The following is a 16,465-nucleotide window of genomic DNA, read 5'->3' as shown; positions in this document are numbered from 1 at the left end:
TCGCTCCTCGGTGTCGACCGGCCCGGACGGCGGTGACCGGGCCGGTCGACACCGTGACAGATCACCCACATCGTGAGCAAGCGACCACATCGCGGAGTCCACAGTCTGGTCAACCATTGACAGTCGACCGTGCACCGGCGCACGGTGCCACCGTCGGCCACAGAGGGGTGGCACGGCGGCGCGGCGTGGAGGGACACCGGATGGGCCTGTTCGAGACGATGCAGCAGCGCTCCACACCGGTCCGGGCCGGCGTGATCGGTGCGGGCACGTTCGCGACGATGTTCCTGCACCAGGCGGCCCGGGTGCCGAACCTGCAGGTCAGCACCGTCGTCGACCTCTCGGAGGAGCGCGGCCGCGCCGCGCTGGACACCGCCGGGCTCACCGGGACCCGGGTCGCGACCTCGGTCGACGCGGTACTCGGGGCCGACGACGTGGACGTCGTCGTCGAGGCGACCGGCTCCCCCGTCGCGGGCGCCGCGCACGCGCTGGGCGCGATCGAGGCCGGGCAGCACGTCGTGATGGTGACCGTCGAGGCCGACGTGCTCGTCGGTCCGGTGCTCGCGGCCCGCGCGGCCGAGCGGGGCGTGGTCTACACGATGGCCTCGGGCGACCAGCCCAGCCTGATCTGCGAGCTGGTGGACTGGGCGCGGACCAACGGCTTCGCTGTCGTCGCCGCCGGGAAGGGCACCAAGTACCTGCCGGAGTACCACCGCTCCACGCCGGAGACGGTGTGGGGGCACTACGGGTTCACCCCCGAGCACGCGGCGGGGTCCGGGCTGAACCCGGTCATGTTCAACTCCTTCCTCGACGGCACGAAGTCCGCGATCGAGATGGCCGCCGTCGCGAACGCGACCGGCCTGCTCCCGCCGGAGGACGGGCTCGCCTTCCCGCCCGCGGGCACCGACGACCTGCAGCGGGTGTGCATCCCGCGCGAGGCGGGCGGGGTGCTGGACCGGACCGGGACGGTGGAGGTCGTGTCGTCGCTGCACCGCGACGGGAGCCCCGTGGACCGGGACCTGCGGTGGGGCGTCTACGTGACGCTGGAGGCGCCGAGCGACTACGTCGCGGGCTGCTTCGCGAACTACGGGCTGCGCACCGACCCCTCGGGCCGCTACACCGCGATGTACCGGCCGTACCACCTCATCGGACTGGAGCTGGCCCAGAGCGTGTGCGCCGCGGGGGCCCGCGGCGCGGACTCCGGGCGGCCGCGGGGCTGGGTGGCCGATGTCGTCGCCACCGCCAAGCGCGACCTGGTCCCCGGGGACCGGCTCGACGGCGAGGGCGGCTCGACCGTGCACGGGGTGGTCCGCCCGGCCGCCGCGGCCCGGACCGGCGGTTTCCTGCCGATCGGGCTGGCCGACGGTGTCACGCTGCGGCGCGCCGTCGCCGCGGGCGCCCCGGTGACCCGCGACGACGTCGAGCCGGTGACCGGGTCCGGTGTCGCCCACCGGTTGCGGGCGGAGCTGGAGGCCGGGTGACCAGCCCGACGCCGGAGGTCGGGGACCTCGCCGCCCATCCCGGCCTCGGCGACGCGGCGGCCGACCGGGTGCGGGGCCTGATCCTGTCCGGGGAGCTGCGCGACGGTGACCGGCTGGTCGAGCGCGAGCTCGCCGCGCGGCTGGGAATCAGCCGCGGCCCGGTCCGCGACGCGCTGCGCAGGCTCGACGCCGAGGGGCTCGTCGTGCTGCTCCCCCGCCGCGGCGCCCGGGTCGCGACGCTGACCGCCGACGACGCCGAGGAGATCATCGCGCTGCGCGCCGCGACCGAGCCGCTGGCCGTGCGGGCCCTGGCCACGACCGGATCGGCGGAGCACGCCCGGGAGCTCGGCCGGATCGTCGACGACCTGCACGCCGCCTGCGCCGCGCGGGACAGCGCCGCCGCGGTGACCCTGGACTTCGCACTGCACCGCCGGATCCACGAGCTCTGCGGACGACGACGCCTGCTGCACACCTGGGAGACGATCTCGGCCCCGCTGCAGCACGTCTTCCGGCTGTCCCGCGACCTCTACGACGACCTGGGCGACATCGCCGACAGCCACCGCTCGCTGCTCGACGACATCACCTCCGGCGACCCGGCCCGCGCCGAGGCCGCCGCGCGGGCCCACGTGACCCGCTTCGGACCGGAGCTGCTGCGGCGGATGCCGCGCGAGGAGGGGGACCAGTGACCGAACCGGACGCATCGACCGGACCGCGTGCGACGAGAGGGCCGGACGCGGAGACCGCACCGACCATGTCGGCGCAGCGCATCGCCGTCGCCAGCTTCATCGGCACCGCGATCGAGTTCTACGACTTCTACATCTACGGCACCGCCGCGGCCCTGGTCTTCGGCACGCTGTTCTTCCCCGACCTCGACCCCCTGGTCGGCACGCTGGCGGCGTTCGCGACCTTCGGCGTCGGGTTCGTCGCACGCCCGGTCGGCGCGGTCGCCTTCGGGCACTTCGGCGACCGGGTCGGCCGCAAGGCGACCCTGGTGGTCTCGCTGCTGACGATGGGCGTCGGCACCGTCGCGATCGGACTGCTGCCGACGTACTCGACGATCGGGATCGCCGCGCCGGTACTGCTGGTGCTGTGCCGGTTCCTGCAGGGCTTCGGGCTCGGCGGCGAGTGGGGCGGTGCGGTCCTGATGGCCACCGAGCACGCGCCCGAGGGACGTCGCGGGCTCTACTCGAGCTTCCCGCAGGTCGGCCCGGCGGTCGGGTTCATCATCGCGAGCGGGGCGTTCCTCGCGCTCTCCGCCGCCCTGACCGACGCCCAGTTCGCCGCCTGGGGCTGGCGGGTGCCGTTCCTGGCCAGCGCGGTCCTGGTGGTCGTCGGGCTCTACATCCGGCTGCGGATCGCCGAGACCCCGGTGTTCGAGAAGGCGATGCGCGAGCAGGAGCGCGAGAAGGCGCCGGTCGCCGAGGTGGTGCGCCGCCAGCCCCGGTCCCTGCTCCTCGCGACCGGCGGAATGATCATCACCCACACGATCTTCTACACGGTCACCACGTTCAGCCTGTCCTACGGCACCTCCGAGCTCGGTCTGTCCCGGACGACCCTGCTGGTCGCGGCCATGGTCGCGGCGGCGGTGATGGGCGTGGCGACCCCGGTCCTCGCGGTGCTCTCGGACCGGGTCGGACGGCGCCGGGTGTGTCTGTGGGCCTGCATCCTGGCGGTCCTGTGGGCGTTCCCGCTGTTCTGGCTGCTCGGGACCGGCGACGGGGTCCTCATCGCCGTCGGCTTCTCGGTCGCGATGATCGCCTTCGCCGGTGTGTTCGCCCCGATGGGTGCGTTCCTGCCGGAGCTGTTCGCGACGCGCTACCGCTACACCGGCGCGTCGATCGGCTACAACGCCTCCAGCATCGTCGGCGGCGGCATCACGCCACTGCTCGCGACGAGCCTGGTCGCCACGACCGGCGCGTCCTGGCCGGTGTCGCTGCTGATCGCCGGACTGGCCGCCGTGTCGGGCCTGTGCGTGTGGGGCCTGCACGAGACCCGTACCGCCGACCTGACCGACGCCGGGGCGTTCACCCGCTGACCCACCGCACCACCCCGCGGCCCACCGGCACCGGCACCGGCACCACGATCGCGAACCGCCCGACGGATTCCGCCGTGGTGGGCCGGCCGGACTGCTACCGCTTCCCCGTGCAGCGCGATGCGGACGACGCCACCGCAGGTGGCGGACCTGACCGGGGCCGGTGGGGTGCCTCTGTTCCGCGAACTCGCTTACCGGGTGAGCGAGTTCGCGGAACAAGGTCCCCGGATCCGTCCGACGGCGGGACACCGTCAGCGCCGGGCGCCATCTCCGACTCCGGCTCCGACGTCGGCTCCGGCTCCGGCTCCGGCTCCGACGTCGGCTGCGGCTCCGGCTCCGGCTCCGGGGCGGATCGTCCGAGTGCGGAGGACGAGCCGGCCCGGGCGCCGGGTGGGGAGGTCCGAGGAATTCGCTCACCCGGTAAGCGAGTTCGTCCGGACCTCACTCCGGGGAGCCGGAGCACGGACCCCGTCAGGCCGCCGGAGTCCGACGGAACGACCGGGGACCCCGGGGACACCGATCAGGAGGACCCCGATCAGCGGGACACCGGCCGGCAGGTCACCGGGCGCGACGCACGTGCGAGGCAGGTCGAGGAGGGGGACGCACGTGCGAGGCAGGTGGAGGAGGACCGGCGGGTCCGGGACGAGACCGCGGAGGAACTCGGACCGCTCCTCGCCCGGGCCGAGCTGCTCGGCTTCTACCGGATCCGGTCGGTTGCCGGGCGCTTCGGGCTGACGGTGCACGAGTACACGGTGCTCGCCGAGCTGCTGCTGGGCCGGCGGGCCATGACGGGCGCCGAGGTCGCGGAGACCGTCGGGCTCGCCACCGGGGGTACCGCCCGGCTGCTCGCGCGGCTGGAGGAGCGCGATCTGATCGAGCGCGAGCCGGATCCCGAGGACGGTCGGCGGCTGCTCGTCCTCGCGACCGCGCGGGCCCACGAGATCCTCTGGGAGGACGTGACCGACACCGGAGCCCGGCGGATCGTGACCGGTGTCCCCGCGGAGTGGGTCGACTGGTTCCGCCCGGTGGCCGGGCGCCTGCTCGACGTCGGTGTGCGCCGGGTCCAGGAGATGCGGGACCGCGAGTACCGGGACCGGGTCCGACGGCGTCGACGGCGGGCGGCAGAAACCTGAGGGGCGCGCGGCACCTCCCGCCGAGGCGGGGCGGGCCCGCCGGCCGAGGCTCAGTCCGGGCGCGCCCACCCCGTGCTCCGCTGCACCGCGCGGCGCCAGTTGTCGTGCTCGCGGCGGCGCAGGCCGGGGTCCATCGTCGGCTCCCAGGCGGCCGCCCGGTGCCAGTTGCGGCGCAGTACCTCCGGGTCCGGCCAGTAGCCGACGGCCAGGCCGGCCGCGTACGCCGCGCCGAGCGACACCGCCTCCGAACCCAGGGGGCGTTCCACCGTGAGGTCTAGGACGTCGGCGACGCATTGCATGAGCAGGTGGTTCGCGGTCATGCCGCCGTCGACCTTCAGGCGGGTGACGGGCAGGCCGGAGTCGGCGTTCATCGCGTCGAGCACCTCACGGGTCTGCCACGCGGTCGCCTCCAGCACCGCGCGGGCGAGGTGGCCGCGGTGGATGTAGGAGGTCAGGCCGACGATCACGCCGCGGGCGTCGGGGTACCAGTGCGGGGCGTAGAGACCGGAGAAGGCGGGGACGACATAGCAGCCGCCGTTGTCCGGGACGGTCAGTGCGAGCGTCTCGATCCGGGCCGCCGTGGAGATCATGCCCAGCGCGTCGCGGAACCACTGCACCAGCGATCCGGTCATCGCAATCGAGCCCTCGAGCGCGTAGACCGGCCGGTCGCCGAACAGGTAGCCGACGGTCGGGATCAGGCCGGCCTCGGACCCGGCGATGCGGGAGCCGGTGTTCTTCAGCAGGAACGCACCCGTGCCGTAGGTGCACTTCGCCTCGCCGGGCGCGAAGCAGGTCTGGCCGACCAGCGCCGCCTGCTGGTCGCCGAGGGCACCGGCGACCGGCACACCGTCCAGCAGACCGGAGCACCGGCCGTAGACGCGGGCGTTCGGCACGATGGTCGGCAGCATCCCCCGCGGCACCCGCAGCGCCGAGCACAGCGCGTCGGACCACTCCAGCGTGCGCAGGTCCATCAGCATCGTGCGGCTGGCGTTGGTGACGTCGGTGACGTGCACGCCGCCGTCGGGGCCGCCGGTGAGGTTCCAGATCAGCCAGGACTCCATCGTCCCGAACAGGACCTCGCCGCGTTCGGCGCCGTCGCGCGCACCCGGCACGTGGTCGAGCAGCCACTGCAGCCGCGGTCCCGCGAAGTACGTCGCCGGGCCGAGCCCGCTGACCCGGGCCCAGCGGGCGGCGTCGGCGTCGGCGGCGAGACCGGCGACGATGTCGGTGGTCCGGGTGTCCTGCCAGGTGATCGCCCGCGCGAGCGGGACCCCGGTGCGGCGGTTCCAGACGACCGTCGTCTCGCGCTGGTTCGCGATCCCGAGCGCGACCACGTTCTGCGGCCCCAGGCCGGCGCGGCGCAGCGCGGCGGGCACGACCCGGGTCACCGCGCGCCAGATCTCCGAGGCGTCGTGCTCGGCGCGGCCCGGGCTCGGGAAGTGCTGCCGGTGCTCCCGCTGGGCGACCGCGACCATCCGGCCCGAGCGGGTGAACAGCAGGCAGCGCGTCGACGTCGTCCCCTGGTCGATCGCGGCGACCACCCGCTCCCCCGGCGACAGGCCGCTCACGTCAGTCCCTCCAGTCCGTCGGCGATCTCGGCGGCCGCGGCGACGAGCTCGACGACGACCTCCGGGCGGGCGCGGCCGTCCGCGGCGAACAGCTCCTCGACCGGGGCGCCGATCCCCAGCGCCGCGACGGTCAGCCCACCCCCGCTGCGGACCGGCACCGCGAGCCCGCCGGCGCCCGGCTCCCAGCCGCCGGCGTCGGCCGCCCAGCCACGCCGCCGCGTCGCCGTGATCTCCCGGGTCAGCGCCGCCGGGTCGGTCACGGTCGCCCGCGTGTAGGTCTCCAGCGGCTCGACCGCCCGCACCGACGCCGGCGCGAAGGCCAGCAGGCACCGCCCCCACGCCGTCGCGTGCAACGGCTGGGTCGTGTTGGTCCGCAGCCGCTGCGGAGTGTCGTCCGGCCGGAACACGTGGTGCACCAGGTCGACCCCGGCCCCGTCGGCGGACGGCACTCCCAGGTACACCGCGCAGCCGGTGCCCGCCGCCAGCGCGTCGGCCCAGTTCATCGCCCGGGCGCGCAGGTCGTGCCGGTCCCACGGGGTGCCCAGCCGCCCCAGCCCCTCGCCCAGCAGGTAGCGGCCCGACGACGACTCCTGCGCCACCAGCCCCTCCTCGCGCAGGGTGCGCAGCAGCCCGTGCGCGGTCGGGCGCGGCAGATCCAGCGCCGCCGCCAGCTCGGCCAGCGCCAGCGGGCGCCCCGCACCGCCGAGCAGCCGCAGCAGCGCCGCCGCCCGCTCCACCGACTGGATCGCCCGTGCCACGCAGCGATCGTAGGCCGTCCGGACGCTCCGGGGACTGGATCATGGACCGATCGACCCGCAACGTTCGGCATCGTCGAACGATCCTCGTTGCCCACGACCGCGAGCACTCCTAGCGTCCCACGTCACACAGCGGGGCCGCCCGGTCCCGTGAGGGGGACTCACCAGGAGGGGGTTCGATGACGAGCTCCGAGAACACCGCGGCCGATCCCGCACCCGCGGAACGGACCACACGGGCGACCCCGTCGGCCGCCCCGAAGGCGCCGTCGCTGCTCGGCGAGCTGAGCGCCGAGTTCGCCGGGACGATGATCCTGATCCTGTTCGGCGTCGGCGTCGTCGCGCAGGTCGTCACCACGCCCGACGGCTCGAAGGGCGCCTACGACTCGATCGCCTGGGCCTGGGGGTTCGGCGTGATGCTGGGCGTCTACGTGGCGGGCCGGATCTCCGGCGCCCACCTGAACCCGGCCGTCACGCTGGCCTTCGCCGTCTACGAGGGCTTCCCGTGGCGGAAGGTCGCGCCGTTCGTGCTGGCCCAGACCCTCGGCGCGTTCGTCGCCGCGCTGATCGTCCGGTTCGTCTACGCCGACTTCATCCGCTCGGTCGACCCGAACCTGACCGACACCCAGGGCATCTTCTCGACCTCCCCGGGCGACCCGACGACGATCACGACGGCGTTCTTCGACCAGGTCGTCGGCACCGCGATCCTGGTGTTCGTGATCTTCGCGCTGGTCCACCCGCGCAACAAGGGCCCGCTGTCCAACATGGCGCCGTTCATGATCGGCATCCTGGTCGTGGGCATCGGGATGGCCTGGGGCGCGAACGCCGGCTACGCCATCAACCCGGCCCGCGACTTCGGCCCGCGCCTGGCATCGTGGATCACCGGGTACGAGACCGCGTGGGTCACCGGCGACGGCACGCCGTACTGGTGGCTGCCGATCGTCGCGCCGCTGATCGGCGCCCTCGTCGGCGGCGGCCTGTTCAAGCTGCTGATCGACCGCTACATCCCCGCCGAGGACGCACCGCAGGAGGTCGGGCGGGCCTGACCCGGCCGAACGCCGTCCCCACCGCACCCACGCCCCGATCCCCGCAAGAAGGAGAGCTCAATGGCCGAGTTCGTCGGCGCCGTCGACCAGGGCACCACCTCCAGCCGCTTCATGATCTTCGACCACAGCGGCAACGAGGTGGGTCGCCACCAGCTGGAGCACGAGCAGATCCTGCCGCAGGCCGGCTGGGTCGAGCACGACCCGATCGAGATCGTCGAGCGCACCAACACCTGCCTGCAGCAGGCGCTCACCAAGACCGGACTGTCCGCGTCCGACCTGGTCGCACTGGGCGTCACCAACCAGCGTGAGACCACCGTCGTGTGGAACCGGCGCACCGGGCGCCCGTACTACAACGCGATCGTCTGGCAGGACACCCGCACCGACCGGATCGCGACCGCGCTCGACCGCGACGGCCGCGGCGACGTCATCCGTCGCAAGGCCGGCCTCCCGCCCGCCACCTACTTCTCCGGCGGCAAGATCCAGTGGATCCTGGAGAACGTCGACGGCGTCCGCGAGGCCGCGGAGAACGGCGACGCGGTCTTCGGCAACACCGACACCTGGGTCATCTGGAACCTCACCGGCGGTACCCACGGCGGGCTGCACGTCACCGACGTGACCAACGCCAGCCGCACCATGCTGATGGACCTCGAGACCCTCGACTGGGACGACGAGCTGCTCGGCTTCTTCGGCATTCCGCGGCAGATGCTGCCGGAGATCAAGCCGTCGTCGTCGGCGACCGCGTTCGGGACGACCCTCGGAGGGGGCCCGCTCGGTGGCGAGGTCCCCATCACCGGTGACCTGGGCGACCAGCAGGCCGCGACCGTCGGCCAGGTCTGCTTCGCCCCCGGCGAGGCCAAGAACACCTACGGCACCGGCAACTTCATGCTGCTGAATACCGGCACCGAGCTGGTCCGCTCGGAGTCCGGCCTGCTCACCACGATGTGCTACCAGTTCGAGGGCGAGCGTCCGGTCTACGCGCTGGAGGGCTCCATCGCGGTCACCGGCTCGGCCGTGCAGTGGCTGCGCGACCAGCTCGGCATCATCTCCGGCGCCTCGCAGTCGGAGTCGCTGGCCCGCCAGGTCGAGGACAACGGCGGCGTGTACTTCGTCCCGGCGTTCTCCGGCCTGTTCGCGCCGTACTGGCGTTCCGACGCCCGCGGCGCGATCGTCGGCCTGTCCCGGTTCAACACCAACGCGCACCTGGCGCGGGCCACGCTGGAGGCGATCTGCTACCAGTCCCGCGACGTCAGCGACGCCATGACCAAGGACTCCGGGGTGACCCTGGAGACGCTGAAGGTCGACGGCGGCGTCACCCAGAACGAGCTGTGCATGCAGATCCAGGCCGACGTGCTGGGTGTTCCGGTCTCGCGGCCCGTCGTCGCCGAGACCACCGCGCTCGGTGCGGCCTACGCGGCCGGGCTGGCCGTCGGGTTCTGGAAGAACACCGACGAGCTGCGGGAGAACTGGAACGAGGCCCGGCGCTGGGAGCCGACCTGGTCGCAGGAGCAGCGCGACGAGGGCTACGGCCGGTGGAAGAAGGCCGTCGAGCGGACCCTGGACTGGGTCGACGTCGAGTAGGACCACCCGCCCGGTGTCGCCCTCACCACACGTGGGGGCGACACCGGGCACACCCGCGATCGGACGGGTGTTCAGCGGGTAGTCCCCCGGCGGGACAGCACGAGCACGAACCACTCAGGAAGGTCTGATCATGAAATCGGTGGCGCTCTCCCCGGAGGCCCGTACCACGGCGCTGCAGGCGATGGGCGACCGCGAACTGGACGTGCTGGTCGTCGGCGGTGGCGTCGTCGGCGCCGGTGCCGCCCTCGACGCGGCCACCCGTGGTCTGTCGACCGGGCTGGTCGAGGCCCGCGACTTCGCGTCCGGTACGTCGAGCCGTTCCTCCAAGCTCATCCACGGCGGCCTGCGCTACCTGGAGATGCTCGACTTCCGCCTGGTGGCCGAGGCGCTGCAGGAGCGGGGGCTGCTGATCCAGACCCTCGCGCCGCACCTGGTCCGCCCGGTGCCGTTCGTCTACCCGCTCAAGCACCACGTGTGGGAGCGCTTCTACGCCGGTGCCGGCGTCGCGCTCTACGACTCGCTCGGGCTGCTGTCCGGCCGCGCTCGCGGCCTGCCGCACCACCGGCACCTCACCCGTCGCGGCGCCCGCAAGGTCGTGCCGTCGTTGCGCAAGGACGCCCTGGTCGGGGCCCTGGAGTACTACGACGCCCAGGTCGACGACGCCCGCCACACCATGGAGATCGCCCGCACCGCGGCCGCCTACGGCGCGCACGTGGCGACCCGCGCCCGCGTCGTCGGACTGCTGAAGGACTCCGGCCGCGTGATCGGCGCGACCGTGCAGGATCTGGAGTCCGGGGACCGGTTCGACGTCCGCGCCAAGGAGGTCATCAACGCCACCGGGGTGTGGACCGACGACACCCAGGGCCTCGCCGGCGAACGCGGCCAGTTCAAGGTGCGCGCGTCCAAGGGCATCCACCTGGTCGTCCCGCGCGACCGGATCCGCGGCGACGCCGGGCTGATCCTGCGCACGGAGAAGTCGGTGCTGTTCGTCATCCCGTGGGGCCGGCACTGGATCATCGGCACCACCGACACCGACTGGGACCTGGACAAGGCGCACCCGGCGGCGAGCGCGGCCGACATCGAGTACCTGCTCGCGCACGTCAACGAGGTGCTGGAGCAGCCGCTGACCCACGAGGACGTCGAGGGCGTCTACGCCGGTCTGCGCCCGCTGCTGCACGGCGAGTCCGAGGCGACCTCGAAGCTGTCCCGCGAGCACGCCGTCGCCACCCCGGTGCCCGGGCTGGTCGTCGTGGCCGGGGGCAAGTACACGACCTACCGCGTGATGGCCAAGGACGCCGTCGACGCGGCCGTGCACTCGCTCGACGCGAAGGTGCCCGCCTCCTGCACCGAGAAGGTCCCGCTGCTCGGCGCCGAGGGCTTCACGGCGCTGCGCAACTCGACCCACCAGCTCGCCGCGCGCAGCGGGCTGCACCCGGTGCGGATCGAGCACCTGCTCGGCCGGTACGGCTCGCTGATCGACGAGGTCCTCGACCTCCTCATCGCCGACCCGACCCTGGCCGAGCCGCTCACCGGCGCCGAGGACTACCTGCGGGCCGAGGTCGTCTACGGCGCCTCGCACGAGGGGGCGCGGCACCTGGAGGACATCCTCGCCCGCCGCACCCGGATCTCGATCGAGACCTTCGACCGGGGCGTGGGTGCCGCCGAGGAGACCGCGACGCTGGTCGCCCCGGTTCTGGGCTGGAACGACGAGCAGATCGCCCGCGAGGTCGACCACTACGTCAAGCGGGTAGAGGCCGAGCGGGAGAGCCAGAAGATGCCCGACGACGCCACCGCCGACGCCGCCCGCCTCGGCGCGCCGGACGTGGTGCCGGTCAGCGGCTGAGCACCGCCGCCATCCCGTGAGCGAACCCGAGCGGACCCCGGACGGGCGGTACATCGTCGTCCGGGGCCGCCGGTGGCGCGCCACCGACCCTACGATCCCCGACGACGTGCGGTCCGCGCTGCAGCAGCACCTCGGGAAGGCCCGCGCCGAGGTCGGGGCCGGCAGGCGGACCGGCGACGACGAGCGCGTCGCCGCCGCCCGGACACGGGTGTCCGCGGCCAAGCACGGCCTCGGCGAGCGCGGCACCCCCTGGTGGGAGCTGGACGACAACGCCCGCCGGGAGCGCTGGGAGACCGCGCTGCACGACCTCGGCGACCGCCCCACCGGCAGTTCCTGATCGAGGACCGGATCCGTCCGCGATCGGTCCTATCGTCGTTCCCGTCGGACCGGGACGGCCCCGGTCCGCGGACCCCGAGAGGCGGCCCCGGAGATGAACGCCACCGACGAGAAGCAGGCCCTGACCGGCGAGCGTGCCGAGCTGATCGCCACCCTGGAGCGGCACCGCGGCTTCCTGCTGCAGACCGCCGACGGGCTGACCGAGGAGCAGGCGCGCACCCGCAGCACGGTGAGTGCGCTGACGATCGCCTCGCTGCTCAAGCACGTCGCGGACACCGAGGAGCAGTGGTTCCGCTTCGCCGTCGAGGGTGCCGCCGCGTTCGGTGACGTCGAGGTCTACAACGACTCCGTCGACTGGGACGCCGTCGACGCCGAGGCCGGCGCGAACGGCGGTGACTGGTCCGCCTCCGGCGAGGAGTGGGTGGACACCCGGTTCGTCCTGGCCGACCACGAGACCCTGGAGTACCTGCGGGCCCGGGTCGAGCAGGTCGCCGCGCGCACCGAGGAGGTGCTGCGGACCGCGGACCTGGACTCCTCGCACGCCCTGCCGGTCGCGCCGTGGTTCGAGCCGAACACGTCCTGGTCGGTCCGCCGGGTCGCGATCCACATGCTCGCCGAGACCAGCCAGCACGCCGGGCACGCCGACATCATCCGCGAGGCGATCGACGGCGCGCGGACGATGGGCTGAGCCGGGCGAACGGCGCCGCACGGATCCCGGGCGGGTTCGACGCGGTCGTGCCGACCCGCCCACCGCAGGTTCCGCCGCGACCGCCACGGGCCACACGGTCGCCGCCCGGGGCGGCCCCGGACGGCCGCGGGGCCGGGGTTACGTTGCGGCGGTGGCGGACCAGGTGAGCATCGCAGACATCGAGACGGCGGCGGAGCGGATCGCCGGGGGCGTGGTGCGCACCCCGACCGTCCCCTCCCCCGGGCTGTCCGCGGCCCTCGGCGCGCCCGTGCTGCTCAAGCTGGAGCACCTGCAGCGGGCCGGGTCGTTCAAGCCGCGCGGGGTGCTGGCCAAGCTCGCGTCGCTGACCGGCGCCGAGCGCGCCGCGGGCGTCGTCGCGGTGTCGGGCGGCAACCACGGGCTCGCCGTCGCCGAGGTCGCGGGCGCCGCGGGGGTGGACGCGGTCCTCGTCATGCCGCGCACCGCGCCGGCCCGGTCGGTCGCCGCGGCCCGCGCCGCCGGTGCCGACGTACGGCTCACCTCCGACATCGCGGCCGCGTTCGCACAGGCCGGGGAGCTGCAGCGGGCCGGGCGGACGCTGGTGCACCCGTTCGACGACCCGGTGATCGTCGCCGCGCAGGGCACCGTGGGGCTGGAGCTGGCCCGCGACGCCGTCGCTCTCGGCGAGCCGCCGACCGACGTGCTGGTCTCCATCGGCGGCGGGGCGCTGATCTCCGGGGTCGCCACCGCGGTCCACGCGCTGCTGCCCGGCACCCGGGTGTGGGGTGTGGAGACCGTCGGCGCCGAGGCGATGTCCGCCGCCCTGGCCGCGGGCGGCCCGACGCCCGTCACGATCTCGTCGGCGATCACCACGTTGTCCGCGCCGTCGGCGTCGCAGCTGACCTACGACCACGTCCGTGCGCTGGTGCACGAGGTCCTCGTCGTCGACGACGCCGAGGCCTGCCGCGGCACCCTCACCCTCGCCGAGCACGCCGGGATCTGGGCCGAGCCGGCCGCGGGCTGCCTGGTCCCGGCCGCCCGCCGGATCGTGCGGCGGCACCCGGACGCCCGGCTCGCCCTGGTGGTCTGCGGCGCCAACGCCGACGTCGCCGACGTGGTCCGCGCCGCGGCGCAGCCGTGATCACCGGTTGTGGCGCGCGGCGTCCGCGAGGCGGGCGTGATGCTCCGCAACCGGTGCTCGCCGCGGGATGACCGTGTGCGGCCGGGGCGTTGGCCCGGGTGTGGAGCGGACCGGGGTCGTGGTGATCGGCGCGGGCCAGGCGGGCCTGTCGGCGGCGGCCGGGCTGCGGCGCGGCGGGCTGGAGCCGGGCCCCGGTTTCGTCGTGCTCGACGGCGAGGACGGCCCCGGCGGCGCGGGGCGGCACCGCTGGCCGACGCTGCGGATGCGCACGGTGAACGGCATCCACGACGTCGCCGGGGTCCGCTCCGGGTTCGACGACCCCGGAGCCGACCCGGACCTCCCCGCGCGCGACGCCGTCCCGGCCTACTTCGGGCGCATCGAACGCGAGCTGGACCTGCGGGTCGTGCGCCCGGTGCACGTCCACCGGGTGTCCGACACCGGCGGGTCGCCGGACGCCGACGCCGGCGGGCCGCCGGCCGTCGACACCGGCGGGTCGCTGACCGTCGGCACCGACCGCGGCACCTGGGTCGCCGACCACCTGATCAACGCCACCGGCACCTGGACCCGCCCGTTCGTCCCCGCCTACCCGGGCCTCGCGACGTTCCGGGGCACGAGCCTGCACGCCCGTGGGTACCCGGGTCCCGAGGCCATGGCCGGCCGGCGGGTCGTCGTGGTCGGCGGCGGGATCACCGCGGTGCAGCTGCTGCTGGAGATCGCCCCGTACGCCGCTGCGACGACCTGGGTCACCCGCCGGGAGCCCGAGTGGCACAGCACGCCGTTCGGGCCCGAGCAGGGGCGCGCCGCCGTCGCCCGGGTCGAGGAGCGGGTCCGGGCCGGGCTGCCGCCACGCAGCGTCGTCGGCGTGACCGGGCTGGGGCTCACGCCCGGGGTGCGGGCCGGGATCGCGAGCGGGGTGCTGGCGCGCAGGCCGATGTTCACCCGGGTCGTGCCGGACGGGGTGGAGTGGTCCGACGGCACCCGCGAGCCCGCGGACGTGCTGCTGTGGGCGACCGGCTGGCGGCCCGCGCTGGGCCACCTCGCCCCGCTGCGGCTGCGCGGACCGGGCGGCGGGATCGTCATGGGCGGGCCGCGCGACACCGGCGTCGTCGCCGACCCACGGGTGCACCTGGTCGGCTACGGCCCCTCGGCGAGCACGATCGGCGCCGACCGGGCCGGTCGCGCCGCGGCGCGCGCGGTCCTGGAGCGGCTACCGGTCGCGGCCGGCGCCTGAGTCGGCGGCCTCCCGGCCGAGCAGCCGGTACTCGCGGATCACCATCACGATGATCGCGAGGTCGAGCGCGGCGAGGAACGGCAGCACGACGGAGTGCGTGTGCCAGGCGTGGACCAGCTCGTACACGACGAACACCGCCAGGATCACCACCGCGGGCGGGTAGGCGGGTCGCCAGCGGGTCAGCAGCGCCGCGACCAGGCCGAGCTTGAGCACGCCGTGCAGCCCGAGGTAGACGATGACGAAGGTGCGGTCCCCGCCGGCGAAGCGGTCGACGCCCTCGGTCAGGTGCCGGGCCAGGGTGCCGTCCGGCGGACCGATCAGGTCGCGGGCGAGGATCTGCGCGACGACCCGGTGCAGCCAGTCCCCCGACACCAGCACCAGCGCGACGGCGCCCAGCAGCTCCGCCGCCCCGTCGATGCCCTTCACGACCAGGGCGACGCGGAACAGCTGCTCGGTCCGGCGGGCCGAGGTCGTCGTCGCCGTCGGTCCGGCGGTCACCGGGTGATCCCGGTGTGGCCGAGGGAGTAGCGGCCGGGCTGCGGCCACACGCACAGCCCGTGCGGGCCGTCACCGACCGGGATCCGCCGGATCAGGTGCCCGTCGTCGGTGGAGAGCACGTACACCTCCCGGTCGTAGCGCCCGGACAACCACAGGGTCCGGCCGTCGGCCGAGACGTTACCCATGTCGGGACTCGCCTTCCCGGGGATCCGCCAGAGCGCCTTCGTCGCCCCGGTGCGGGAGTCCAGCACCGAGACGCTGCCGTCGTGCCGGTTGGTGACGTAGAGGTCGCGGGCGTCGCGGGAGAGGTAGAGCCCGTGCGCGCCGGCGCCGGTCGGGATCTCGCGCAGCACGCGGGTGGCGGCGCCGTCGAGCACCCAGACGCCGTTCTCCTCGGAGTCGGCGATGTAGAACACCGAGCCGTCCGGGGCGAGCTTGATGTCCTGCGGGCCCATCATGGTGTGCCGCACCGGCATGTCGACCATCCGCAGCAGCCGTCGTCCCGGGATGTCGACGACGGCGACGCGGCCGGCGAACTCGCAGGTGAACACCGCGGTCCGGCCGTCGGGGGTGAAGTCGGCGTGGTCGATGCCCGCGCAGTCGGGGGTCGGGATCTCGGCCCGGCGGGCCCAGGTGTGCGGGTCGTAGAGGACCAGCTCCCGGCGGGCCTCCGCGACCGAGATCGCCGAGGCCCCGTCCGGGGTGAAGTACATGTTGTAGGGGTCCTCGACCGGGATGTTCCGGCCCGGCAGCCCGGTGCGCGGGTCGAACGGGGTGATCTTGTTCGTGGTGTCGTCGGTGGCGTAGAGGGTCTGCATGTCCCACGCCGGGACGACGTGCTGCAGCTCCCCGCCGAGGCGGTAGGTGCCGACCGTGGCGAAGGTCCCCGGGTCGATCACCCGGACCTCCCCCGACTTCGTGTGCGGGACGTAGACCAGCGGCTTCGCCGCACGGGCGGCGTCGGAGAGCATGTTCGCGCCGGCGGCGGCGTCGACGTTGCCGGGGTCGGTCACCGGGGGCATGCCGGGCAGCCCGGCCTGCGCCGGCGCGGCCTGCGCGGCCGACGGGGCCGGGGACGCCCCGGGGGTCGTGGGCGCGGGGCCGGAGCAGCCCGCCGCGAGCGCGGCGAGGGCCAGCAGGACGTACAGCGGGCGGCACACGG

The 16,465-nt window shown here is 74.4% G+C and carries 15 protein-coding genes; 11 read left to right on the top strand and 4 right to left on the bottom strand.

Annotated features, from left to right (window positions below; translation table 11 throughout):
* Positions 1 to 200: 200 nt before the first annotated feature.
* The 4 genes from ND486_RS25000 to ND486_RS24985 all read left to right on the top strand — a co-directional run bounded on the left by ND486_RS25000 (position 201) and on the right by ND486_RS24985 (position 4,643).
* Positions 201 to 1,478, top strand: coding sequence for an NAD(P)H-dependent oxidoreductase (locus ND486_RS25000; protein WP_251786828.1), 1,278 nt, complete (start codon positions 201 to 203; stop codon positions 1,476 to 1,478).
* Positions 1,475 to 2,164 carry a GntR family transcriptional regulator gene (locus ND486_RS29925; protein ID WP_251786827.1) on the top strand — a complete coding sequence of 230 codons (690 nt, stop codon included), beginning with the start codon at positions 1,475 to 1,477 and terminating at the stop codon, positions 2,162 to 2,164. Before ND486_RS25000 ends, ND486_RS29925 begins: the two co-directional genes overlap by 4 nt.
* Positions 2,165 to 2,229: 65 nt before the next feature.
* Positions 2,230 to 3,513, top strand: coding sequence for an MFS transporter (locus ND486_RS24990; protein WP_062404310.1), 1,284 nt, complete (start codon positions 2,230 to 2,232; stop codon positions 3,511 to 3,513).
* 614 nt (positions 3,514 to 4,127) lie between these two features.
* Positions 4,128 to 4,643 (top strand): helix-turn-helix domain-containing protein, encoded by a 516-nt coding sequence (locus ND486_RS24985; protein WP_251786826.1) that lies wholly within the window; start codon positions 4,128 to 4,130, stop codon positions 4,641 to 4,643.
* A 50-nt stretch (positions 4,644 to 4,693) separates the two neighbouring features.
* Here ND486_RS24985 and glpK (ND486_RS24980) read toward each other — a convergent pair whose 3' ends face one another.
* Positions 4,694 to 6,211, bottom strand: coding sequence for a glycerol kinase GlpK (glpK, locus tag ND486_RS24980; protein ID WP_083474585.1), 1,518 nt, complete (start codon positions 6,209 to 6,211; stop codon positions 4,694 to 4,696).
* A complete protein-coding gene (locus ND486_RS24975; protein ID WP_178374095.1) occupies positions 6,208 to 6,969 on the bottom strand; it encodes an IclR family transcriptional regulator in 762 nt (253 codons plus the stop codon). Before ND486_RS24975 ends, glpK (ND486_RS24980) begins: the two co-directional genes overlap by 4 nt.
* Positions 6,970 to 7,145: 176 nt before the next feature.
* On the opposite strand from ND486_RS24975, the gene ND486_RS24970 reads away from it, so the two are divergent.
* The 7 genes from ND486_RS24970 (at position 7,146) to ND486_RS24940 (ending at position 14,805) form a co-directional block, all read left to right on the top strand.
* Positions 7,146 to 8,009 carry an MIP/aquaporin family protein gene (locus tag ND486_RS24970; protein WP_285899257.1) on the top strand — a complete coding sequence of 288 codons (864 nt, stop codon included), beginning with the start codon at positions 7,146 to 7,148 and terminating at the stop codon, positions 8,007 to 8,009.
* A 60-nt stretch (positions 8,010 to 8,069) separates the two neighbouring features.
* The gene (gene glpK / locus ND486_RS24965) at positions 8,070 to 9,587 is read left to right on the top strand and encodes a glycerol kinase GlpK (protein ID WP_251786825.1); all 1,518 of its coding nucleotides are present in this window, start codon (positions 8,070 to 8,072) and stop codon (positions 9,585 to 9,587) included.
* 130 nt (positions 9,588 to 9,717) lie between these two features.
* Complete coding sequence (locus ND486_RS24960) at positions 9,718 to 11,430, top strand: glycerol-3-phosphate dehydrogenase/oxidase (protein ID WP_346104124.1); 1,713 nt, start codon at positions 9,718 to 9,720, stop codon at positions 11,428 to 11,430.
* 106 nt (positions 11,431 to 11,536) lie between these two features.
* Positions 11,537 to 11,767 carry a hypothetical protein gene (locus ND486_RS24955; protein ID WP_251786824.1) on the top strand — a complete coding sequence of 77 codons (231 nt, stop codon included), beginning with the start codon at positions 11,537 to 11,539 and terminating at the stop codon, positions 11,765 to 11,767.
* Between the two features lie 93 nt (positions 11,768 to 11,860).
* The gene (locus ND486_RS24950) at positions 11,861 to 12,454 is read left to right on the top strand and encodes a DinB family protein (protein WP_062400843.1); all 594 of its coding nucleotides are present in this window, start codon (positions 11,861 to 11,863) and stop codon (positions 12,452 to 12,454) included.
* A 163-nt stretch (positions 12,455 to 12,617) separates the two neighbouring features.
* Positions 12,618 to 13,574, top strand: a complete 957-nt coding sequence (locus ND486_RS24945) for a pyridoxal-phosphate dependent enzyme (RefSeq protein WP_251786823.1) — start codon at positions 12,618 to 12,620, stop codon at positions 13,572 to 13,574.
* Between the two features lie 67 nt (positions 13,575 to 13,641).
* Complete coding sequence (locus tag ND486_RS24940; RefSeq protein ID WP_374231768.1) at positions 13,642 to 14,805, top strand: flavin-containing monooxygenase; 1,164 nt, start codon at positions 13,642 to 13,644, stop codon at positions 14,803 to 14,805.
* On the opposite strand, the gene ND486_RS24935 is transcribed toward ND486_RS24940, so the two are convergent.
* Together ND486_RS24935 and ND486_RS24930 are read right to left on the bottom strand one after the other, a co-directional pair.
* The gene (locus ND486_RS24935) at positions 14,782 to 15,303 is read right to left on the bottom strand and encodes a DUF2127 domain-containing protein (protein WP_251786821.1); all 522 of its coding nucleotides are present in this window, start codon (positions 15,301 to 15,303) and stop codon (positions 14,782 to 14,784) included. The two genes, ND486_RS24940 and ND486_RS24935, sit on opposite strands and share 24 nt — an antisense overlap.
* Entirely contained in the window at positions 15,300 to 16,463 is a 1,164-nt protein-coding gene (locus tag ND486_RS24930) for a YncE family protein (protein ID WP_251786820.1), read from the bottom strand. Before ND486_RS24930 ends, ND486_RS24935 begins: the two co-directional genes overlap by 4 nt.
* Positions 16,464 to 16,465 lie beyond the last annotated feature (2 nt).

Source organism: Pseudonocardia sp. DR1-2, assembly GCF_023717215.1.
Classification (GTDB): Bacteria; Actinomycetota; Actinomycetes; order Mycobacteriales; family Pseudonocardiaceae; genus Pseudonocardia; species Pseudonocardia alni.
The sequence above is the reverse complement of the archived record's forward strand: the minus strand, read 5'-3'. Positions and strand labels throughout refer to the sequence as shown.